20 protein-coding genes and 1 pseudogene are annotated in these 20,849 nt (G+C 72.4%); 11 read left to right on the top strand and 10 right to left on the bottom strand.

Annotation, left to right across the window (positions count from 1 at the left end; translation table 11 throughout):
• Positions 1-12: 12 nt before the first annotated feature.
• On the top strand, positions 13-948 hold the full coding sequence (locus OG488_RS07535; protein ID WP_329227079.1) for an NADP-dependent oxidoreductase: 936 nt from the start codon (positions 13-15) through the stop codon (positions 946-948).
• Positions 949-983: 35 nt separating this feature from the next.
• Here the strand turns inward: OG488_RS07535 and OG488_RS07530 are convergent, their stop codons facing one another.
• Genes OG488_RS07530 through OG488_RS07515 form a run of 4 tightly spaced genes read right to left on the bottom strand, consistent with a single transcriptional unit; the run spans position 984 to position 3,118 of the window.
• Complete coding sequence (locus OG488_RS07530) at positions 984-1,295, bottom strand: DUF202 domain-containing protein (protein WP_329227077.1); 312 nt, start codon at positions 1,293-1,295, stop codon at positions 984-986.
• Complete coding sequence (locus OG488_RS07525) at positions 1,292-1,687, bottom strand: YidH family protein (RefSeq protein WP_329227076.1); 396 nt, start codon at positions 1,685-1,687, stop codon at positions 1,292-1,294. Before OG488_RS07525 ends, OG488_RS07530 begins: the two co-directional genes overlap by 4 nt.
• Positions 1,684-2,214: an NUDIX hydrolase gene (locus OG488_RS07520; protein WP_329227074.1), complete on the bottom strand. Its 531-nt coding sequence runs from the start codon at positions 2,212-2,214 to the stop codon at positions 1,684-1,686. The genes OG488_RS07525 and OG488_RS07520 overlap by 4 nt, the downstream gene beginning before the upstream one ends.
• Positions 2,201-3,118: a DMT family transporter gene (locus tag OG488_RS07515; protein ID WP_329227072.1), complete on the bottom strand. Its 918-nt coding sequence runs from the start codon at positions 3,116-3,118 to the stop codon at positions 2,201-2,203. The genes OG488_RS07520 and OG488_RS07515 overlap by 14 nt, the downstream gene beginning before the upstream one ends.
• Before the next feature lie 154 nt (positions 3,119-3,272).
• Between OG488_RS07515 and OG488_RS07510 the strand changes: the two genes are divergently transcribed.
• Positions 3,273-4,928, top strand: coding sequence for an FAD-binding dehydrogenase (locus OG488_RS07510; RefSeq protein ID WP_329227070.1), 1,656 nt, complete (start codon positions 3,273-3,275; stop codon positions 4,926-4,928).
• Positions 4,929-4,946: 18 nt separating this feature from the next.
• Here OG488_RS07510 and OG488_RS07505 read toward each other — a convergent pair whose 3' ends face one another.
• Positions 4,947-5,372 carry an ASCH domain-containing protein gene (locus tag OG488_RS07505; protein WP_329227068.1) on the bottom strand — a complete coding sequence of 142 codons (426 nt, stop codon included), beginning with the start codon at positions 5,370-5,372 and terminating at the stop codon, positions 4,947-4,949.
• Between the two features lie 241 nt (positions 5,373-5,613).
• Between OG488_RS07505 and OG488_RS07500 the strand changes: the two genes are divergently transcribed.
• The 4 genes from OG488_RS07500 (at position 5,614) to OG488_RS07485 (ending at position 9,606) form a co-directional block, all read left to right on the top strand.
• Positions 5,614-6,576: a hypothetical protein gene (locus OG488_RS07500; protein ID WP_329227066.1), complete on the top strand. Its 963-nt coding sequence runs from the start codon at positions 5,614-5,616 to the stop codon at positions 6,574-6,576.
• 35 nt (positions 6,577-6,611) lie between these two features.
• Positions 6,612-8,183 (top strand): APC family permease, encoded by a 1,572-nt coding sequence (locus OG488_RS07495; RefSeq protein ID WP_329227064.1) that lies wholly within the window; start codon positions 6,612-6,614, stop codon positions 8,181-8,183.
• Positions 8,184-8,333: 150 nt separating this feature from the next.
• Complete coding sequence (locus OG488_RS07490) at positions 8,334-8,999, top strand: molybdopterin-dependent oxidoreductase (protein ID WP_329238492.1); 666 nt, start codon at positions 8,334-8,336, stop codon at positions 8,997-8,999.
• A complete protein-coding gene (locus OG488_RS07485) occupies positions 8,941-9,606 on the top strand; it encodes a cytochrome b/b6 domain-containing protein (RefSeq protein WP_329227062.1) in 666 nt (221 codons plus the stop codon). Before OG488_RS07490 ends, OG488_RS07485 begins: the two co-directional genes overlap by 59 nt.
• A 6-nt stretch (positions 9,607-9,612) precedes the next feature.
• On the opposite strand, the gene OG488_RS07480 is transcribed toward OG488_RS07485, so the two are convergent.
• Together OG488_RS07480 and OG488_RS07475 are read right to left on the bottom strand one after the other, a co-directional pair.
• Entirely contained in the window at positions 9,613-11,010 is a 1,398-nt protein-coding gene (locus OG488_RS07480) for a GntP family permease (protein ID WP_329227060.1), read from the bottom strand.
• 11 nt (positions 11,011-11,021) lie between these two features.
• On the bottom strand, positions 11,022-11,531 hold the full coding sequence (locus tag OG488_RS07475) for a gluconokinase (RefSeq protein WP_329227059.1): 510 nt from the start codon (positions 11,529-11,531) through the stop codon (positions 11,022-11,024).
• A gap of 144 nt (positions 11,532-11,675) precedes the next feature.
• On the opposite strand from OG488_RS07475, the gene OG488_RS07470 reads away from it, so the two are divergent.
• Positions 11,676-12,377 (top strand): FadR/GntR family transcriptional regulator, encoded by a 702-nt coding sequence (locus OG488_RS07470; RefSeq protein WP_329227057.1) that lies wholly within the window; start codon positions 11,676-11,678, stop codon positions 12,375-12,377.
• A 73-nt stretch (positions 12,378-12,450) separates the two neighbouring features.
• On the opposite strand, the gene OG488_RS07465 is transcribed toward OG488_RS07470, so the two are convergent.
• Positions 12,451-13,179, bottom strand: a complete 729-nt coding sequence (locus OG488_RS07465; RefSeq protein WP_329227055.1) for a TetR/AcrR family transcriptional regulator — start codon at positions 13,177-13,179, stop codon at positions 12,451-12,453.
• Positions 13,180-13,279: 100 nt separating this feature from the next.
• Between OG488_RS07465 and OG488_RS07460 the strand changes: the two genes are divergently transcribed.
• From OG488_RS07460 to OG488_RS07445, 4 genes are all read left to right on the top strand, one after another.
• A complete protein-coding gene (locus OG488_RS07460; protein WP_329227053.1) occupies positions 13,280-14,791 on the top strand; it encodes an APC family permease in 1,512 nt (503 codons plus the stop codon).
• A gap of 52 nt (positions 14,792-14,843) precedes the next feature.
• The gene (locus OG488_RS07455; RefSeq protein WP_329227051.1) at positions 14,844-16,481 is read left to right on the top strand and encodes an amidohydrolase; all 1,638 of its coding nucleotides are present in this window, start codon (positions 14,844-14,846) and stop codon (positions 16,479-16,481) included.
• A gap of 136 nt (positions 16,482-16,617) precedes the next feature.
• Positions 16,618-17,703: an S-(hydroxymethyl)mycothiol dehydrogenase gene (locus tag OG488_RS07450; protein ID WP_329227049.1), complete on the top strand. Its 1,086-nt coding sequence runs from the start codon at positions 16,618-16,620 to the stop codon at positions 17,701-17,703.
• Positions 17,703-18,332, top strand: a complete 630-nt coding sequence (locus OG488_RS07445; RefSeq protein WP_329227047.1) for an MBL fold metallo-hydrolase — start codon at positions 17,703-17,705, stop codon at positions 18,330-18,332. Before OG488_RS07450 ends, OG488_RS07445 begins: the two co-directional genes overlap by 1 nt.
• 12 nt (positions 18,333-18,344) lie before the next feature.
• On the opposite strand, the gene OG488_RS07440 is transcribed toward OG488_RS07445, so the two are convergent.
• Both OG488_RS07440 and OG488_RS07435 read right to left on the bottom strand, forming a co-directional pair.
• Positions 18,345-19,283: a pseudouridine synthase gene (locus OG488_RS07440; protein WP_329227046.1), complete on the bottom strand. Its 939-nt coding sequence runs from the start codon at positions 19,281-19,283 to the stop codon at positions 18,345-18,347.
• Positions 19,284-19,348: 65 nt separating this feature from the next.
• Positions 19,349-20,569: pseudogene (locus OG488_RS07435) on the bottom strand (immunoglobulin-like domain-containing protein); the annotation flags it as partial.
• Between the last annotated feature and the right edge of the window lie 280 nt (positions 20,570-20,849).

Genomic DNA, 20,849 nt, shown 5'->3' with positions numbered 1-20,849 from the left:
GATCGTCGGAGGATGAAGGCGATCAGCTACAGCAGGTACGGCTCTGCCGACGTCCTGGAGTACGGCGAGCGGCCCGACCCCAAGGTCGGTCCCGACTCGGTCCTGGTGAAGGTGCGGGCCGCCGCCGTCAATCCCGTCGACTGGAAGGCCCGGGAGGGCTATCTCCAGGCGGGGCTCGAAGCGGTGTTCCCCGTCATCCCCGGCTGGGACGTCGCCGGTGTCGTGGTCCAGCCCGGAGCCGCCGTGGACGAGTTCGCGGTGGGGGACGAGGTCATCGGCTACGTGCGCGAGGACTTCCTCTCGCGCGGGACCTTCGCCGAGTACGTCGCCGCACCCGTGCGCACCCTCGCCCGCAAACCCCTGAGCATCGGCTTCGAGGAAGCCGCCGGCCTCCCGCTGTGCGGCCTCACCGCCTACCAGGTGCTGCACCACACCCTGAAGATCCGGGAGGGCGAGGCCGTCCTCGTCCACGCGGCCGCCGGCGGGGTCGGGTCGCTCGCCGTCCAGCTCGCCCGGCACGCGGGCTGCCGGGTCGTCGGCACCGCCGGGCCCCACAACCACGACTACGTGCGCCGGCTGGGCGGCGAACCGGTCGAGTACGGCGAGGGCCTGGCCGCCCGGCTGCGGGACCTCGTTCCCGACGGCTTCGACGCGGCGTTCGACACCGTCGGCGGGGAGGCGCTCCGGATCTCCGCCGAGACCCTCGCCCCCGGAGGCCGGCTCGCGTCGATCGCCGACGGCGAGGTCTTCTCCTACGGCGGGCGCTACGCCTTCGTACGGCCCGACGCCGCCGACCTCGCCCACCTCGCGGGCCTGGCCGAGCAGGGCATCGTCTCCGTCCACGTCGACCGGGTGTTCCCCCTGGAACAGGCCGCCGACGCCTACCGGCTCAACCAGGAGGGGCGCACCCGGGGCAAGATCGTCGTCTCCGTGGACTGGGAGGACTGAGGCCGCGCGGCCCGGCCGTCCGGCGGGGCGGCCGGTCAGAACAGCGTCACGGCGGCGAACACGGCGAGCGCGACCGTGCACCCGGCCGCCGTCAGCGCACGGCGCGGCGACAGGGGGGCGGGCTCCGCGCTCCCCATGCCGGTCACCCTGCGGTGCGCCACCGCGAGGAACCCCAGCCAGGCCAGCAGGGACAGGGCCACCGCGAGCCCCGAGGCCGCGGTCGCCCCCTGATACAGCGCCTGCCGCAGCGCGAGCAGGGCCACCACCGTGCAGGACAGGGTGGTGCGCCGCCAGGCCAGCCGTGTCCGCTCGGGCTGGAGGCCGGGGTCGCGCTCCGCGGGGGTCACCGGCCCTCCCAGCCGAACAGGACCACCACCACCATCGCGACCGCCACCACCGCGACCACCAGGCTGAGCAGCGCGGGGAAGCGCGACGCCGGCAGGTCCTCCCCGCGCCGCATCGCCCGCTCGCACCGGACCCAGTGGTTGACCGCGCGCAGGGAGCAGAGCACCCCGGCGGCCAGCAGCCCGAGGGCCAGCCCGGCGCGTACGCCCCAGGCCAGTCCGGGCAGGAACTGGTCGACGGCGAAGCCGCCGCCGATGAGTGCGAGGGCCGTCCGGATCCAGGCGAGGAAGGTGCGCTCGTTCGCGAGGGAGAAGCGGTAGTCGGGGGTGTCGCCCTCCTCGCGGATCCGCCCCGGCGCGAACCACAGCCGCAGGCCGCGTACGAAGTCGCTCACGCGCCGCCACCCGCCCCGCCCGCGGCCCGGAACTCACGCAGCCGGTGGTAGGCCTCCAGCCCGTCGGGCACCCACGACCACGAGCCCAGACGTTCCTCCACCTCGGCGTCGGTCAGGAAGGCGTGCCAGGCGACCTCCTCCACCTGCGGGGCCACCGGCACCGGGCAGCGCACCTCGTACACGGACGACCACCAGCTGTGCCGCGGGCTCTCGTAGAGGAACGTGAAGAGGGGCGTCGGGCGGGGGAGACCGGAGACCCCCAGCTCCTCCTCGGCCTCCCGCAGCGCGGCCTCGTCGTACGACTCGCCCGCGCCCACGACCCCGCCGACGAACATGTCGTGGTGCGAGGGGAAGACCAGCTTCGTGGCCGTCCTGCGGTGGACGAAGAGCCGGCCCTCCGGGTCCCTGGCCTCGATGAAGACGCAGCGGTGGCGCAGGCCGCGCGCGGTGGCCTCGCCGCGGGGCGCCTGCCCGACCACCTCGTCGTTCTCGTCCACGATGTCCAGGATCTCGTCAGCCGGATTCATGGGGCCCATCCAACATCAACCGGTCCGCGGCCGTTGATCCGTGCCGGTCCTTCCCCTCCGGCATCGCCGGGTGCAGCCCCAGCAGCACGATCCCGGCCACGATCGCCGCGAGCCCCGCCGCCTGCCAGGCCAGGGCGCCGGTGTCGGTCCGCACCTGGTCGCCGAGGAACCCGATCCCGCAGAGGATCCCCGACAGCGGCTGCGCGGCGGTCAGCGCCGGCAGGGACATCCGCAGCGGCCCGGCCTCGAACGCGCTCTGGACCAGGAGCAGCCCGGTCACCCCCAGGAAGAGGACGGCGTACGGGTACCAGCTCGTCAGCAGCGCGTCCCAGCCGTCGGCCGTCAGCCGCTCCCCGCTGAGCCTGGTCAGGGCGTCCTGGAGACCGTAGAGCAGGCCCGCCGCGAGGCCGAGGTAGACCGGGGTCCCCCGAGTCCGGGGATGTCTGGCACACGCGGTCAGGACCAGGGCGAGGCCCGCCACCACACCGATCACCAGCCACTGCCTCAGGGACGACGTCTCCGCCTCGCCGCCCTGCGGCTCGCCCGCCAGCAGGAACGCGGTGACGCCGCCCGCCAGCAGGCAGAGCCCACCCCAGCCCTGGCGCCCGAGGCTCTGGCCCGTGCGGTGGCGTGACAGCGCCATCGCGAAGAGGAGATTGGTCGCCAGGAGAGGTTCCACGACGGACACCTCGCCCTGACCGAGGGCGAGGGCCCCGAGGACCATCCCGCAGACCATCAGGCCGAGCCCGGCCAGCCAGCTCGGCACCCGCATGAGGTCGAGCAGCAGCCGGGGCGAGAGGAAATCGCTCAGGGGCGCGCGGCGGGCGGCGTCCTGCTGGAACACGAAGCCGAAGCCCAGGCAGCAGGCGGCGCCCACGGACAGCAGGATTACCAGCACCGACACGGTCCGACGATAGCCCGGCAGCCGTACAGGATCGGTGAGGGCGCCACCGACCGGACGGTTGACGTGGGGGCGGCCCGTGCCCAAGATCTGACCCACAGGTAACTTGGCCTGCCGCGCCCGCCGCTGCCCCGCACCGCCCCGAAGGATGGAACCCATGGCGTACGACGCTGATGTGATCGTGATCGGGGCAGGGCTCGCCGGGCTGGTGGCCACCGCGGAGCTGGTCGACGCGGGCCGCACGGTGATCCTGCTCGACCAGGAGCCCGAGCAGTCCCTGGGCGGCCAGGCGCACTGGTCCTTCGGCGGGCTCTTCCTCGTCGACTCGCCCGAGCAGCGCCGCTTCCGGATCAAGGACAGCCACGACCTGGCCCTCCAGGACTGGTACGGCACGGCCGGCTTCGACCGCGACGAGGACCACTGGCCGCGGAAGTGGGCGGAGGCGTACGTCGACTTCGCGGCGGGCGAGAAGCGGTCCTGGCTGCACGCCCAGGGACTGCGGTTCTTCCCCGTCGTCGGCTGGGCCGAACGCGGAGGCTACGACGCGAACGGCCACGGCAACTCCGTCCCCCGCTTCCACATCACCTGGGGCACCGGGCCCGGCGTCGTCGCCCCCTTCGAGCGGCGGGTCCGCGAAGGCATGGCGAAGGGGCTCGTCCAGGCGCGCTTCCGGCACCGGGTGACCGGCCTCGGCCGCTCGGCCGGAGCGGTCGACACGGTCACCGGCGAGGTCCTCGAGGAGAGCGGCGCCGAGCGGGGCACCGCGAGCAGCCGCGAGGTGACCGGCGCCTTCGAGCTCAGGGCGCAGGCCGTGATCGTCACGTCCGGAGGTATCGGGGGCAACCACGACCTGGTGCGCGCCCAGTGGCCCGAGCGGCTGGGCACCCCGCCGGAGAAGATGCTCTCCGGGGTCCCCGCCCACGTCGACGGGCTGATGCTGGGCATCGCCGAGAAGGCCGGTGCCCACCACATCAACCGCGACCGGATGTGGCACTACACCGAGGGCATCGAGAACTGGAACCCGATCTGGGACAAGCACGGCATCCGGATCCTGCCGGGCCCGTCCTCCCTCTGGCTGGACGCCCGCGGCAAGCGGCTGCCGGTTCCGCTCTTCCCGGGCTTCGACACGCTGGGCACCCTCGAACACATCATGAGGTCCGGTCACGGCTACACCTGGTTCGTCCTCGACCAGAAGATCATCGGCAAGGAGTTCGCGCTCTCCGGATCCGAGCAGAACCCGGACCTGACCGGGAAGTCGGTGCGCGGGGTCATCGGCAGGGCACGCGCCGAGGTCCCCGCACCGGTGAAGGCCTTCATGGACAACGGCGCCGACTTCGTCGTCGAGAAGGACCTCGGCGCGCTCGTGAGGGGAATGAACGCGCTCACCGGCGAAGGGCTCATCGACGAGGAGGACCTGCGCCGCGAGATCACGGCCCGCGACCGCGAGATCGCCAACCCCTTCACCAAGGACCTCCAGATCACGGCGATCAACGGTGCCCGCTCCTACCTCGGCGACAAGCTGATCCGCACGGCGAAGCCGCACCGCATCCTCGACCCGGCCGCGGGCCCGCTCATCGCCGTACGGCTGAACATCCTGACCCGGAAGTCCCTCGGGGGGCTGGAGACGGACCTGTCCTCCCGCGTCCTGACCGAGGACGGCACCCCGCTCCCCGGGGTCTACGCGGCGGGGGAGGCGGCGGGCTTCGGCGGCGGCGGGGTGCACGGCTACCGCTCCCTGGAGGGCACCTTCCTCGGCGGCTGCATCTTCTCGGGCCGGGCAGCGGGCCGGGCGGCGGCGAAGGCGATCGGCTGAGGGCCCCCGGACCCGCCGTCAGACGAGCCGCTCCACCACCCGGAAGCGCTCCGCGACGATCATCGTCGAGTCGTCCACGGTGAACAGCGGGTCCCCGAGGGCCTCCCGCATCTCCTCGCTGTGCCAGAACCCCTCGTGCCCCGCCCGCCACCCGGCCACCGACGTGTATCCCTCGCCCTCGTCGAGCGCGTGCCGCAGGTCCACCGCTCCCAGCGGCAGCACACGCACCTCCGTGAGCTCGAGCACGGCGACCTCCCGTCCGTCGGAGTCGATGAGCGCGGACCGCTCACCCACGGGCGGGAGCTCCTCGCGCTCGACCTCGTACTCCAGGAGCAGCCCGGACGTGGAGACCTTCTCGCCCGAGAGCACCGCGGCCACCAGCCGGTCGCGCAGGGGCCCGGGGAAGGCGAGGAGGCAGGGCTTGAGCGGTTCGCGGTTCTCCATGGCGGCAGTGTGGCACGCGTCACTCCGCCCCCGCGCGTCACTCCCGTAGCGTGCGCGCGAACTGCGTGAATCGCGCGGGAAGCCCCTCCGGGCAGTCAACTGCCTGCATTGTGAATGCAGTTGGGGCAGGGCGGCGCTTGACGGGGAGCCTTGCCTACCGCTTTGCTGTGCGCGATCGTTTGCTCGCACACAGCATCGAAATGTGCTGGTGTCATGTCGAAGTCGAAAAGGAACCCTGCGGATGTCTCCGCCTCCGCCGCCGCCCCTGGGCCGTTCCCGCCGTAAGGGCGGACGCTCGGACCACATCTTCGACCCGGCTCTCGACGACACCGAACTCATCGACGTACGCGCACAGTTCGCGCAGGGGCGCTGGACCCGGGCGCGGTCCCTGCTCGTCGCGACGGGTACGGACTGGGACCGCCGGGGCCACCGGCTCCTCGCGCTCGCCGCCGTCCCGTCCGCCGCAGGCTGGGCCCGCGACTGGCTGCTCGCCGAACCCGGCAGCCCGGACGCCACGACGCTCCTCGCCTGCGCGACCGTCGCCCGCGCCCAGCGCCCCAAGGCCGCCGCCGAGAGCGGCCCGGCCCGCGAGGCATGCCTGGCAGCCGCCGCGCTCGACCCCGCCGATCCCACGCCCTGGCTCGGTCTGATGACCCTGGCGCGCACGCACGGCACCCCGGAGGAGACCGCCAGGCACTTCGAGGAGATCCGGGCGCGACACCCCGAACACCACCATGCCCACCACCTCATGACGGCCGCGCTCGCCGAGTCCCACCCCGAGAGCGATCCGCTCCACGAGGTCTACGACTTCGCCGCGTGGGCCGCCGAACAGGCCCCGGCGGACTCGCCGCTCGCCGTCCTCCCCGTCGTCGCCCACGCCGAGCGTTACCGCGTCCTCGTCGCCGCCGGTGCCGTGTCCGACGACCCGGCGGCCTCCGGCCACTGGTCGGGACGCCGGGCCAGACAGGTGATGAAGGCCGCCTTCGACTGGTGGCTCGAATGGGAACGCGAGGACCACCCCCGCCACCGTGCCGACCTCAACTTCCTCGCCCACGCCAAGACCTGCGAGGGCCGGCCCGCGGAGGCCGCCGCGCTGTTCCACCGCATCGGCTCCCACGCGACCGAGGCGCCGTGGTCGTACGCCGGCCGCGACGCGTACCCCGAATTCCTCGCCGCGCGCGCCCTCGCGCTCGGTGCCCCCTGACGCACGTTGTTATCGACGAAGGGACCATCCCCGCCATGTCGACGGGCAGAACAGATACGAGCGAGACCGGCACCACCGGAGCGGCCGGCGACACCGGCGGGATCAGCACCTACAAGGGTGAGGAACGCGCCCTGCGCGCCGACCGGCTCGGCACCCCGGGGCTGCTCCTGTCCGTCCTCGCGGCGAGCGCCCCCCTGATGGTCGTCGCGGGGGTGATGCCCACGGTCTTCGGCGTGATGGGCATCGTCGGCCAGCCCCTGCTCTACGTCATCCTCGGCGTCGTCCTCATGCTGTTCGGCGTCGGCTACGCGGAGATGAGCCGGCACGTCCACAACGCCGGGGCCTTCTACGCGTACATCGCGCGCGGCCTCGGCGCCACGGCCGGCGCGGGCGCCTCGTTCGTCGCCCTCGTCGCCTACAGCGCGATGCAGGTGGGCATCTACGGCATCCTCGGCTTCGAGGTCTCCGGCCTCTTCGCCACCTACCTCGACACCGAACTCCAGTGGTGGATCCCCGCCCTGCTCGCCGTGGCCGTCGTCGGTGTACTGGGCTGGCTGAAGATCGACCTCAACGCCAAGGTCCTCGGCGTCCTGCTCGTGATCGAGTGCGCCCTCGTCGTGATCTTCGACATCGCCGCCGTCGGCGACCCGGGCCCCGAGGGGCTGTCCTTCCACGCGTTCAACCCGGAGACCCTCACCGGAGCGGGCCTCGGCACCGCGCTCTGCTTCTGCATCGCGGCGTTCGTCGGCTTCGAGCAGGCCCCGGTGTACGCCGAGGAGACCAGCCGCCCGCAGGTCGTCGTCTCCCGCGTGATGTTCATGGCGGTCGGCTACGCCGCCCTGTTCCTCGCCGTCAGCTCCTGGGCCCTGACGGTCGCCGCCGGGCCCGCCTCCATCGCGGACACCTCGCTGAAGCAGGGGCCGGGCATGCTCTTCGGCCTCACCGAGGAACGGCTCGGCGCCACCTTCACCGACGTCCTGCACGTCCTCTTCGTCACCGGCATGTTCGCGGCGCTGCTCAGCTTCCACAACGTGGTCGCCCGCTACGCGTTCGCCATGGGCCGCGAAGGGCTGCTGCCCGCCGCCTTCGGCCGCACCAACAAGGCGAGCGGCGCCCCCGCCACCGGGTCCATGCTCCAGTCCGCGCTCTCCGCCGTGATCGTGCTCGCCTTCGCCCTCACCGACGACCACCCGGTCGGCGACCCCACCGCGCCCGTCCTGCACCTGTTCACCTGGATGGGCAACGTCGGCGCGCTCGGCGTGATCGTGCTGATGGCCGCCGCCTCCTTCGCCGTCATCGCCTTCTTCGTGCGCCGCGGCGCGGGCCGGGTCCAGGCCCTCCGGCTGGTGGCCTCCGGACTGGCGGGCCTGGCCCTGCTGGCCATCGCCGTCCTCACCGTCCGGGACTTCGACGTCCTGGTCGGCTCGGGCCCCGGCTCGTCGCTGAACTGGCTGCTGCCCGGCGTCATCGTCCTGGCCCTCGCCGGAGGCCTGGCCTACGGGGCGGTGCTGCGCCGCACCAAGCCCGAGGTCCACGCGCGGATCGGTCTCGGCAACGAGGCGTTCCAGCTGGAGAAGGCGGCGGAGGGCACGGCCGTGCCGCGCTGAGCGGCCCGATCCTTACCGAAGCATGACGCGCGCCCGCGGCCCCTGGTGAAGGACGGCCGCGGGTGTTCGAATGAGCGGGTGAACAGTCCCCCTCCCGGCCCCTCACCCGATGCCGGCGGCACGCCGGTCGGACGCCGTCTGGTCCTGGCCATGCTCGGCCTCGGCGCCGCCGGCGTCGCGGCCGCGCCCTTCCTCCAGGGGGCGGTGGAAAGCGGCCTGGGAGCCGTCGCCGACAAGGACCCCACCGGGCTCAGCGGCCTGCTGCCCAACGGAGGCGGCTTCCGCTACTACTCCGTCACCTCCTCGGTGCCGCGCAGGACCTCCGCGGACTACGAGCTGACCGTGGACGGCATGGTCGACCGCCCGGCGACGTACACGCTCGACCGCCTGAAGGCCCTGCCGCAGACCCGCCTCGTACGGGACGTCCAGTGCGTGACCGGCTGGCGGGTGCCCGAGACCCCGTTCGAGGGCGTCACGCTCTCGGCGCTGCTGGACGCGGCAGGGGTGCGGCCCGGTGCGAAGGCGATCCGCTTCACCTGCTTCGACGGGGCCTACAGCGAGAGCCTCACCCTGGAACAGGCCCGCCGCCCGGACGTGCTGGTCGCCCTGCGCATGCAGGACAAGGCGCTGGCCCACGCCCACGGGGGACCGGTCCGGCTGTACGTCGCCCCCATGTACTTCTACAAGTCCGCAAAATGGCTGTCCGGGATCACCGTCACCGACTCCGTGCGCCCCGGCTACTGGGAGGAGCTCGGCTATGACGTCGACGCCTGGGTGGGCCGTTCCAACGGCCGGGACGACACCCCTACTGCCTGAACACGGCCCGCCGGTCCGGCGCTTCACCGCCGCCGAGCGCTGGGTGCACCGCACCACGGCGTGGCTGGTGCTGCTCTGCGTGGCCACGGCGGCCTGCCTGTACGTCCCCCAGCTGGCGCAGCTCGTCGGCCGCCGGCACCTCGTGGTGACCGTCCACGAATGGTCCGGGATCCTCATCCCCCTGCCGCTCCTGGCGGGGCTGGTCTCCCGGGCGCTGCGCGCCGACCTCTCCCGGCTCAACCGGTTCGGGCCGCACGACCGCCTGTGGCTGCGGGCCGCCCTGCGCCGCGACCGCGGGCCCGGCTCCCGGCCGGCCGGGAAGTTCAACGCGGGCCAGAAGCTCTACGCCGCCTGGATCGCGGGCGCCGTGCTGGTGATGGCCGGCACCGGGCTGCTGATGTGGTTCACCGGGCTCGCCCCGCTGGTGTGGCGCACCGGCGCGACCTTCGTGCACGACTGGCTCGCGCTCGCGATCGGCGTCGTCCTCGCCGGGCACATGGCGAAGGCGCTCGCCGACCCGGAGGCACGCCGTGGCATGCGCACCGGGTCGGTCGAGCGCCCCTGGGCCCGTTCCGAGCACCCGCTGTGGCGGGAGCCGGAGGAGTGATGCCGCCTACAACACCAGCGACAGCAGGAGGATGAAGCCCAGCGAGACGACGGAGATGATCGTCTCCATCACCGACCAGGTCTTGATCGTCTGCGGGACGTCCATGCCGAAGTACTCCTTCACCAGCCAGAACCCCGCGTCGTTGACGTGGCTGAAGAAGAGCGAACCGGCACCGACGGCGAGGACGAGCAGGGCGACGTGCGAGGTCGACAGGTCGGCGGCCAGCGGGGCGACCAGACCGGCCGCCGAGATGGTGGCCACCGTCGCCGAGCCCGTCGCCAGGCGTATCGCGACGGCGATCAGCCAGCCCAGCAGCAGGGCGGGGATCGACCAGTTCTCGGAGAACTCCAGGATCATCTGGCCCACACCGGCGTCGATGAGGGTCTGCTTGAACCCGCCGCCGGCGCCCACGATCAGGAGGATGCCCGCGATCGGGGCGAGCGACTTCTCGACGGTGCCGGCGAGCCGGTCCTTGGTGAACCCGGCCGCCCTGCCCAGGGTGAACATGCCGACGATCACGGCGGCGAGCAGGGCGATCAGGGGCGAGCCGATGACGTCGGTGACCCGCTGGACGTGGTTCTCCGGGTCGTCCACCACGATGTCGACGAGTGCCTTGATCAGCATCAGCACGACGGGCAGGAGGATCGTCGCCAGGGTCGCGCCGAAGCTGGGGCGGCGGTCCAGGTCCTCGGACGGACGCTGCGGGATCATCTTCTCCGGCGCCTGGATGTCCACCCAGCGGGCGGCGTAGCGGGAGAAGACCGGACCCGCGATGATCACCGTCGGGATGGCCACCAGCACACCGAGGGCCAGCGTGACACCCAGGTTGGCGCCCAGCGCGTCGATCGCGACCAGCGGGCCGGGGTGCGGGGGGATCAGCCCGTGCATCACGGAGAGACCGGCGAGCGCGGGGATGCCGATCCGCATCAGCGAGTAGTTGCCGCGCTTGGCGACCAGCAGCACCACCGGAATCATCAGCACGATTCCGACCTCGAAGAACAGCGGAAGCCCGATGATCGAGGCGATCAGGACCATCGCCCACGGCATCGCACGCCCGCTCGCCTTCGCGAGGATCGTGTCGACGATCTGGTCGGCGCCGCCGGAATCGGCGAGCAGCTTGCCCAGGATGGCGCCGAGGGCGATGAGGACACCGACACCCGCGACGGTCGAACCGAGGCCCGCGGTGAAACTCGCGATGGTCTTCGCCGGGTTGGCTCCGGCGAAGGAGCCGAGCGCCAGCGAGCCGATGGTCAACGCGAGGAACGCGTGCATCTTGAACTTGGTGATGAGCAGGACGATGACGGCGATGCCCGCCAGGACGGCGATGCCCAGCTGTGCGTTACCGGCCGAAGTGATGGGTTCGACGGCATCCGCTGCCAGCATCTCGACGCTGAGACTGGTCACGGTGGTGATCCTTAGTTCGCGAGCCGGCGCAGCGCGGCGACGGCCCGGTCGGTGATTTCCTCAGGGGTGCCGGACACGTCGACGGAGACGCCCGCTTCGTCCTCCTGCAGCGGCTGCAGGGTCGCGAACTGGGAGTCGAGCAACGCGGTCGGCATGAAGTGGCCCTTGCGGTCCGCCATGCGGCGTTCGATGAGGGACCGGTCGCCGGTCAGATGCAGGAAGACGGCACCGGGGGCCTCGGCCCGCAGCCGGTCGCGGTAGGCGCGCTTCAGCGCCGAGCTGCTGACGACGCCGCCGAGCCCCGCCCGGCCGTGCGCCCACTGCCCGATCGCGTCCAGCCACGGCCAGCGGTCGTTGTCGTCCAGAGGCGTACCGGCGGACATCTTGGCGATGTTGGCCGGCGGGTGGAAGTCGTCGCCCTCGGCGTAGGGGACGCCCAGGGCGTCGGCGAGCAGGGGGCCGATCGTGGTCTTGCCGGTCCCTGCTACGCCCATCACCACGACGACGTGGGGGGTGCTCATTGGTGCCTCGCTGTCTTCATCGACATCGGTCCGCGACATCGGTCCGTCGCGCTACTGAAACCCATTACATACGACTTATTCAAGAGGCTGTGACGTAAACGTCGTACTTTTTGTTCCTCCAGGCCGCCCCGTAGGCTTGTGGACATGACCACACCTGCCCAGGGGCTCCATACGCATGTGCTGGACACCCTGGGCCTGGAGATCGCCGCGGGTGAGTCCCCGCCCGGTCTGGTCCTGCGCACCGACGAGCTCGCCCAGCGCTTCGACGTGTCACGCACCGTCGTGCGCGAGGTCGTCCGCGTCCTGGAGTCCATGCACCTGGTCGAGTCCCGGCGCCGGGTCGGAGTGACCGTGCGGCCCACCGAGGAGTGGAACGTCTACGACCCCCAGGTCATCCGCTGGCGGCTCGCCGGGGCCGACCGGCCCCGCCAACTGCGCTCCCTCACCGTGCTGCGGTCCGCCGTCGAACCCGTCGCCGCGGGTCTCGCGGCCCGGCACGCCACGCCCGAGCAGTGCGCGGCGCTCACCGAATGCGCCCTCGGCATGGTGGCGACCTCGCGCGGCCAGCAGCTGGAGGGGTACCTCCGGCACGACATCGCCTTCCACCGCATCGTGCTCGACGCGTCCGGGAACGAGATGTTCGCGCGGCTCGGTGACGTCGTCGCCGAGGTCCTCGCCGGGCGCACCCACCACCAGGTGATGTTCGAGGACCCCGATCCCGCCGCCGTCACGCTCCACGTCCGGCTCGCCGAAGCCGTGCGTGAGGGGGACGCGGCGGGCGCCGAGCGGCTCACCCAGGAGATCGCGGTCGGCGCCCTGCACGAACTGGACGTCCTCGCGCCCTGAGGTCAGGTGCGTGCGCGCGCGGCCGGACCCCCTCGGCCACCGGGCCCGGACGGGCGCATGCCCTGGGGCGCCCTCAGCCGCCCGGCCCGGCGCCGTCCAGGTGCAGCAGCCGTGCCGACGCCGCGGCGAGCATCATCTCCAGCGCCGCCGGATATCCGCTGCGGCCCATCTCCGCCACCAGCACCGGGGCGGTCGCCGCGATGTTCGGATGGGTCCGCGCCGACTGCCGGGCGTAGACCTCCGGCCAGGCCCGGACCTCCAGGGCGCGCGCCTGCTCCGAGAGCACCAGCGTCGAGGCGTCCAGTGCCGCGAACGACAGGGTCTGGTCGACGAAGACGTGGTAGATCCGCACCGCCTCGGCGTCCGGGAAACCGGCCCCGCGCAGCACCCCGAGGATCGCCTCCACCGACCGCACCTCGTGCGTCCGGCCGGTCACCCGCGAACAGGTCAGCATCGCCGCCTGCGGATGCGCCAGGTAGTCCGCGTGCATCCGCAGTCCCAGAGCCCGAAGGTCGGCCCGCCAGTCGCCTGTCGGGCGCCAGGCACGCAGGGTCCGTCCGATCAGCTCGTCGGCCACCGCGAGGAGCAGCTCGTCCGTGTCCCGGAAGTACCGGTAGAGCGCGCTCGGATCGCAGCCCAGTGCCGCGCCGAGCCTGCGCACGGTGAGGGCCGCCGCCCCGTGCTCGCCGATGAGCCGTAGCGCCGTCTCCACGATCAGCTGTTCCGACAGCACCGTGCCCTGCTTCGTGGGCCGCCTGCGGCGACGCGCGCCCTCGGCGACCACCCGCTCGCTCGCGTTCATGCCGGGCACCTTATGACAACGGCGTTGACGTGCGGAAGCCCCGGGGAGTTCGATGTGCCGCCATCGGGGCCGACGAGCGCCCCTCGGCGAAGGAGTGGCCATGGCGTCCCCTCGTACACCCTCCGGCGGCGTGCCACCGGCACCCGCGGGCCTGAACAAGAACCTCGGCGTGATCGACGGGTTCGCCATCGCGGCCTCGTCGACCGCTGCCACCACCAGCATCGGGATCGGACTCGGTGTCACCGCGGGCGCCGTCGGACTGCACCTGCCGATCATCATGCTGCTCGCCTTCCTGCCCGTCCTGGCCATCGCGGGCGCGTACTCCCGGCTCAACAGGGTCGAGCCGAACATGGGCAGCGGCTACGTCTGGGTCGGACGCTCCCTCAGCCCCTGGCTCGGCTTCCTGGTCGGCTGGATCGGCATCGTCGCCACGCTGGTGTTCCTGGCCTACACCACCACCGTCTCCGGATCCGCCCTGCTCCAGCTCGCCGGCGAGGCCGGGGTGCACGAGGCGGCCGGGCTCCGGCTCGACCCGGACTCCACCGCGCAGTCGACCCTGCTCGGCATCGTGGTCCTGGTCGCCGTCACCCTCACCGCGGTCACCGGCATCCGGTCGGCCGCCAACCTCCAGAAGTACCTCCTGGTGTTCGAGTACGTGGTCCTCCTCGGCTTCTGCGGATACGGGCTGTTCGCCGGCCCGCACCCCTTCAGCCTCGACTGGATCAACCCGTTCACCATCCCCTCCGGGCAGCAGCTCGCCCAGGGACTCCTGCTCTCCGTCTTCTGCTTCTGGGGCTTCGAGGCCTCGTTCAGCGTCACCGAGGAGGTCCGCGACCCCGAGGACGCCTCCAGGGCCGGCGTCATCACGCTCTTCACCATGCTCGGCCTGTTCCTGCTCGGCTCCTTCGCCTTCCAGCGCGTCCTCTCCCTCGACGAGCTCACGGGCCACGGTGCCCAGGGCCTCACCTACTTGGGCGACCGGCTGGCCGACCAGCCGCTCGCGGCGCTGCCGTTGATCGCCCTCACCTTCTCCGCCGTGGCGTCCCTGCAGTCCGGCGTGATCCCCACGGTCCGCGGCATGTTCGCGATGGGCCGCGACCGCACGCTCGGGCCGTTCTGGACCAGGGTCAGCCCCCGGTACGGGACACCCGCCGCGGGGACCGTCGCGGTGGGCTGCGTCGCCGCCGCCGTCGCCGTGCTCTCCCTCGTCCTGCCGAAGGTCGGCGACCTGATCCTCGCCTCCGTCAACGCGATCGGCGTCGTCGTCGCGCTCTCCTACGCCCTCACCGCGCTGGCCGCCGCGGCACGCTTCCGGGGCACCGTGCGGGAGAGCCTGCACCAGGCGCTGCGCGCGGTGGTGTTCCCCGTGGCCGGCGCCCTCGTCCTGCTCTCCCTCGGCGGCTACCTCTGCTGGACCTTCTACACCTCCGCCGACCACTTCGAGGTCAGCCCGGACAACGGCTGGTTCATGCTCACGTGCCCGGCGGTGATGCTGCTGACCGGGGTCGTCGCCGCCGCCTGGGCCAAGTGGGTGAGGAAGTCCCCGTACTTCGCCACCGGCCGCTCCCTCGCACCCGACCCCCTCCCGGAGCCCGTCCGCGACCCGGCCTGACGACCCCTCAACCGCACGCCCCATCCGCCCGTCCGACGAAACGGAACCTCCCATGCACCGCACCCCCGCCGACCTCGTGTTCACCGGCGGCCCCGTCCACACGGGGGACCCCGCCCACACCCGCGCCACCACCGTCGCCGTCACCGGAGAGCGGATCACGGCCGTCGGCCACGACGAGGTACGCGCACTCATCGGCCCCCGCACCGAGGTCGTCGACCTCGCCGGACGCCTCCTGGTCCCCGGCTTCCAGGACGCCCACGTCCACCCGGTCACCGCCGGTCTGGAGCTCGCCCGCTGCGACCTCACCGGCGCCCGTACCGCGGCGGCCACCACAGCCGCCGTACGGGCCTACGCCGAGGGTTGCCGGGACCAGGAGTGGATCACCGGCGGCGGCTGGTCCATGGAGGCCTTCGACGGAGGAGCCCCCACCCGGCAGCAGCTCGACGCCGTCGTCCCGGACCGCCCCGCCTACCTGGTCAACCGCGACCACCACGGTGCCTGGGTCAACAGCCGGGCCCTCGCCCTCGCCGGAATCACCGCCCGCACCCCCGACCCGGCGGACGGCCGTATCGAACGCGACGGACGGGGCGAGCCCACCGGACTCCTCCAGGAGGGCGCCATGGACCTCGTCGCCCGGCACACGCCCCGCTCCACCCCCGCCGACCGGCTCGCCGCCCTCCTCCGGGCCCAGCGCCTGCTCCACGCCCACGGCATCACCGCCTGGCAGGACGCCATCGTCGGGGAGTACGGCTCGATGGACGACGTGTCCGACGCCTACCTGACGGCGGACCGCGACGGCTCGCTCACCGCCCGCGTCACCGGCGCCCTGTGGTGGGACCGCGAACGCGGCAGCGAGCAGATCCCCGGACTCCTCGCCCGGCGCTCCGAGCTGAACGGCCGGAACGTCCGGGCCGGGACGGTGAAGATCATGCAGGACGGGGTCGCCGAGACCGGAACCGCCGCCCTCCTCGCCCCGTACCTCGACGCCTGCGGCTGCGCCACGGCAGACAGCGGCACCAGCTTCGTCGACCCCGCCGCGCTGTGCCGCTACGTCACCGAACTGGACGCCCTGGGCTTCCAGACCCACTTCCACGCCTTGGGCGACCGCGCGGTGCGCGAGGCCCTGGACGCCGTCGAGGCCGCCCGCGCCGCCAACGGGAACACCGACACCCGCCCCCACCTGGCCCACCTCCAGATCGTCCACCCCGACGACATCCCCCGCTTCCGCGCCCTCGGCGCGACGGCCAACATCCAGCCGCTCTGGGCGGCCCACGAACCCCAGATGGACGAACTGACCATCCCCTTCCTCGGCGGCGAACGGGCCGCGCTCCAGTACCCGTTCGCCGCGCTGCTGCGCTCCGGCGCCACCGTCGCCGCGGGCTCCGACTGGCCGGTCAGCAGCGCCGACCCGCTGCAGGGCATCCACACCGCCGTCAACCGCGTCGCGCCCGGCGGCGACGGGCCCGTCTTCCTCCCGGACCAGCGCATCTCCCTGACCGACGCGCTCACCGCGTACACGGCCGGCTCGGCGTACGTGAACCACCTGGACGACACCGGCGTCATCCGTGCCGGCGCCCTGGCCGACCTGGTGGTCCTGGACCGCGACCCCTACGCCGCCCCCGCGGAGGAGATCGCCGGTACGGGGGTCCTGGCCACCTATGTGGGCGGCCGCCGGGTGCACGGGGACTGACGCACGCGGCCTGTCCGGCGGGGGAGGGCCGACACCGTGATGCGCCAACGCGGCGCGCTCCCACGGCCCCCTCGGACGGCGTACGGTTGTTCGTGATCGATCTCAGAGGAAAAGTCGGGAAAGGGAGTCCACGGGAATGCCGCAGCACGTACAAGGGGTCATCGCTCCGGGAAAGAACGAGCCGGTACGGGTCGAGACCATCGTGATTCCGGACCCCGGCCCCGGCGAGGCCGTGGTCACGATCCAGGCGTGCGGCGTCTGCCACACCGACCTCCACTACAAGCAGGGCGGCATCAACGACGACTTCCCCTTCCTGCTCGGCCATGAGGCCGCGGGCGTCGTGGAGTCCGTCGGCGAGGGCGTCACGGACGTCGAGCCGGGCGACTTCGTCGTCCTCAACTGGCGTGCGGTGTGCGGCCAGTGCCGTGCCTGTCTGCGCGGACGCCCCTGGTACTGCTTCGACACCCACAACGCGAAGCAGAAGATGACTCTTCTGGACGGCACCGAGCTCTCCCCGGCGCTCGGTATCGGCGCCTTCGCCGAGAAGACCCTCGTCGCCGCGGGGCAGTGCACCAAGGTCGACCCCGAGGTCTCCCCGGCCGTCGCCGGACTGCTCGGCTGCGGAGTCATGGCGGGCATCGGCGCCGCCATCAACACCGGCCAGGTCGGCCGCGGCGACTCCGTCGCCGTCATCGGCTGCGGCGGAGTCGGCGACGCGGCGATCGCCGGCGCCCAGCTCGCGGGAGCGGCGAAGATCATCGCGGTCGACATCGACGACCGCAAGCTGGAGACGGCGAAGACGATGGGTGCCACCCACACCGTCAACTCCCGCTCCGACGACCCCGTCGAGGCCATCCGCGCACTGACCGGCGGCAACGGGGCCGACGTCGTCATCGAGGCGGTCGGCCGCCCGGAGACGTACAAGCAGGCCTTCTACGCCCGCGACCTCGCCGGCACCGTCGTCCTCGTCGGCGTCCCCACGCCGGAGATGCAGCTCGAACTCCCCCTGCTCGACGTGTTCGGCCGCGGCGGTTCGCTCAAGTCCTCCTGGTACGGCGACTGCCTGCCCTCGCGCGACTTCCCGATGCTGATCGACCTGCACCAGCAGGGACGCCTCGACCTGGGCGCCTTCGTCACCGAGACCATCGGGCTCGGCGAGATCGAGCAGGCCTTCGCCCGGATGCACGACGGCGACGTCCTGCGCTCGGTGGTGGTCCTCTGATGGCCGCCCGCATCGACCACCTGGTCACCTCCGGCACCTTCGCCCTCGACGGCGGCGAGTGGGACGTCGACAACAACGTCTGGATCGTCGGCGACGACACCGAGGCCGTCGTCATCGACGCCGCCCACGACGCAGCCGCGATCGAGGCGGCGCTCGGCGGACGCAGTCTGCGCGCGATCATCTGCACCCACGCGCACAACGACCACATCGACGCCGCCCCCGCCCTCGCCGACGCGACGGGCGCGCCGATCCTGCTGCACCGGGACGACCTGCCGCTCTGGCAGCAGACCCACCCGGACCGCGCGCCCGACGCCGGACTGACCGACGGTCAGGAGATCGAGGTCGCCGGGACCCGCCTGACGGTGCTCCACACACCGGGCCACGCACCCGGAGCCGTCTGCCTGTACGCCCCCGAACTGGGCACGGTCTTCACCGGCGACACCCTCTTCCAGGGCGGTCCCGGCGCCACGGGGCGGTCCTTCTCGCACTTCCCGACGATCATCGACTCGATCAGGGACCGGCTGCTCAGCCTTCCGCCGGAGACCACCGCCCGCACCGGCCACGGGGACCCCACCACCATCGGCGCGGAGGCCCCGCAGCTGGAGGACTGGATCAACCGAGGTCACTGACGGCGGCGGGGATCACCGGTCCGGCCACGCGGAGAGCCGCAGCCCGCTCTCGAAGCGGTGCGGCTCACCCGTGACCGGGTCGGTGAACTCCAGCACCCTGGCCAGCAGTTGCAACGGCCGCCCGTAGTCCTCCCGCTCCGGCTCGGGCTCCACCACCGGGTAGACCGGATCGTTCACCAGGGGCAGCCCCAGCGCGTTCATGTGGACCCGCAGCTGATGGGTCCGGCCGGTGGCGGGCAGCAGGCGGTAGCGGCCCGCGCCGCTCCGGTGCTCCAGCAGTTCGATCCGGCTCTCGCTGTTCGCGTCCCCCGGCTCCTCGCGTGCGGCGATGACCCCGCGCTCCTTGACGATCCGGCTCCGCACGGTGCGGGGGAGCGTGAGCCCCGGATCGTACGGTGCCACCGCCTCGTACTCCTTGCGCACCAGCCGGTCGCGGAACAGCGTCTGGTACGCGCCCCGGTCCCCGGCCCGTACGACGCAGAGCACCAGCCCCGCCGTCATCCGGTCCAGCCGGTGCGCGGGCTGAAGCTCCGGCAGGTCCAGCCCGTCGCGCAGCCGTGCGACCAGGGTCTGGGTGATGTGCCGGCCGCGCGGAGTCGTGGCGAGGAAGTGCGGCTTGTCCGCGATCACGAGGTGCTCGTCGCGGTACACCACACCGACGGGGAACGGCACCGGCTCCTCCGGCGCGAAGTCCCGGTGGAACCAGAGGTGGCGCCCGGCGGTGTACGGCTCGTCCGCCCGCACCGTGCAGCCGTCCGCACCGACGAACCTGCCCTCCGCCAGCATGGCGTCCACCCGCCCGGCGCCGATCGCCCCCGCGAACCGGTCCAGCAGATGGTCCCCGACGGTCGCCCACACCCCCGCCGGGTCCGCCGGGAGCCGCACCCGCACCGGGTCGACGCCCGCGCGCTGGGGGAGCGGGGCGGCGGGAGGCTTCGCCCGTCCTCTCATCGCGTCGGTCCTTGTCGCCGGAGGGGCCCGGAAAGGACGGGCGGGGCTCTCCATCATCCCACCGCGTAGGCCCCCAGCAGACGCTCGTACTCCTCCTGCGTGACCGGGAGGACCGTCCCGTGCCGGGCGCCCGGCGGGAGCTCGTACCGCGCCGACATCGTCCACGTGCCGGAGTCGAGGTCGTCGGTCTCGAACGGCACGTAGCCCCGGCCGCCGAACTCGTCGATGAGGAGGTACCACTTCTCCTCGGTGTGGGACCGGAAGACCGCCGGGCCCTCGCCCCGGTCGACCGAGCCCTTGCCGACGCAGTCGGCGACGAACCCGTAGGTCCCGGAGGTCAGCTCCTGGGACTTCTCCACCGTGATGAACTTGGAACAGGGGGTGTCGGACGACGTGTTCCGCTCGTCCTTGGTGAAGCGGTAGTAGCTGCCGTCGTGGCGGATCACCGTCGAGTCGATCACCGAGTAGCCGGGGTCGTGCCACACCGCCGGCTCGCTGAACGTCCGGAAGTCGCGCGTGGTCGCGTACAGCATCCTGTTGTACGTGCTGCCGGTGTGCTCCGGGTCGTCCGCCGAGTAGATCCTGGAGGCCCAGAAGACGACGTACGAGCCGAGCTCCTCGTCGTAGTACGCCTCGGGTGCCCAGGTGTTGCCGGCGGTCTCCGGCGCGACCTCCACCAGGCGCTGATCGGTCCAGTTCACCAGGTCCGTGGACTCCCAGACCATGACCGACCTGCTGCCGGTGCGCTGCACCTGGTCCCAGCTTCCGCCGCCGCCCCCGTACATCCGGAGGTCGGTGGCGATCTGGTAGAACGTGTCGCCCTCCGGGGAGCGGATGACGAACGGGTCGCGGAGCCCCTCGGTGCCGAGATCCGAGGTGAGCACCGGCTTGCCGCCGTTCAGCTCCTGCCAGTGCAGGGCGTCGCCGCCACGGCTGAGCGCCATGCGGATCTGTTCGCCGTCCGCGGTCCCCTCACCGGTGAAGTAGCTCATGGCATAGCCGGTGTACGCCTGCTTCCGGGGGAGTTCGGGCACCGAGGCGGTGAAGGTGCGTCGCGATACGGCCCGCCCGCGTGTGACGACGGCGGTGAGCTCCACCCGCTCCGGCCCCGCGCCGGGCTGCGGGCGGTGCACGAGACCCGTCGCGTCGATGACGCGGGGCTTGTGGGACCTCCAGGCGACGGACGTGCCGTGGGCTCCGGTGGCGGGCAGCGTCAGATTGCCGCGCACGTCGTCGAGGCCGTGGACCGCGAGGGAGGCGGCGGCACGCGCGGTGGCGGCGCTGTCGCCCGGCGGGACGGGCCCCGCCTCAGCGGTTCCACCGGGGAAAGCGAGCAGGCCGACGACGAGGGACAGCAGGGGCAGCAGAGAGCCGAAGGCTCTTCCGGTGAGGTGCGGACGCATGACTCTCCCGACGGCTTGTTCGGTATATCGGACTGCGTTCGTGAAATCGGACCGACGCTAGGGCTGCCGGCGACTCGCGTCAAGAGGTGCGGAGAAAGCCGTTCGCACCGTAGAAAGCGCTTGCGGGACCGCGTATGGTCTGGCCCCGCTGAATCCATTCAAC

Origin of the sequence: Streptomyces sp. NBC_01460, assembly GCF_036227405.1 — a bacterium.
Taxonomy (GTDB): domain Bacteria; phylum Actinomycetota; class Actinomycetes; order Streptomycetales; family Streptomycetaceae; genus Streptomyces.
The sequence above is the reverse complement of the archived record's forward strand: the minus strand, read 5'-3'. Positions and strand labels throughout refer to the sequence as shown.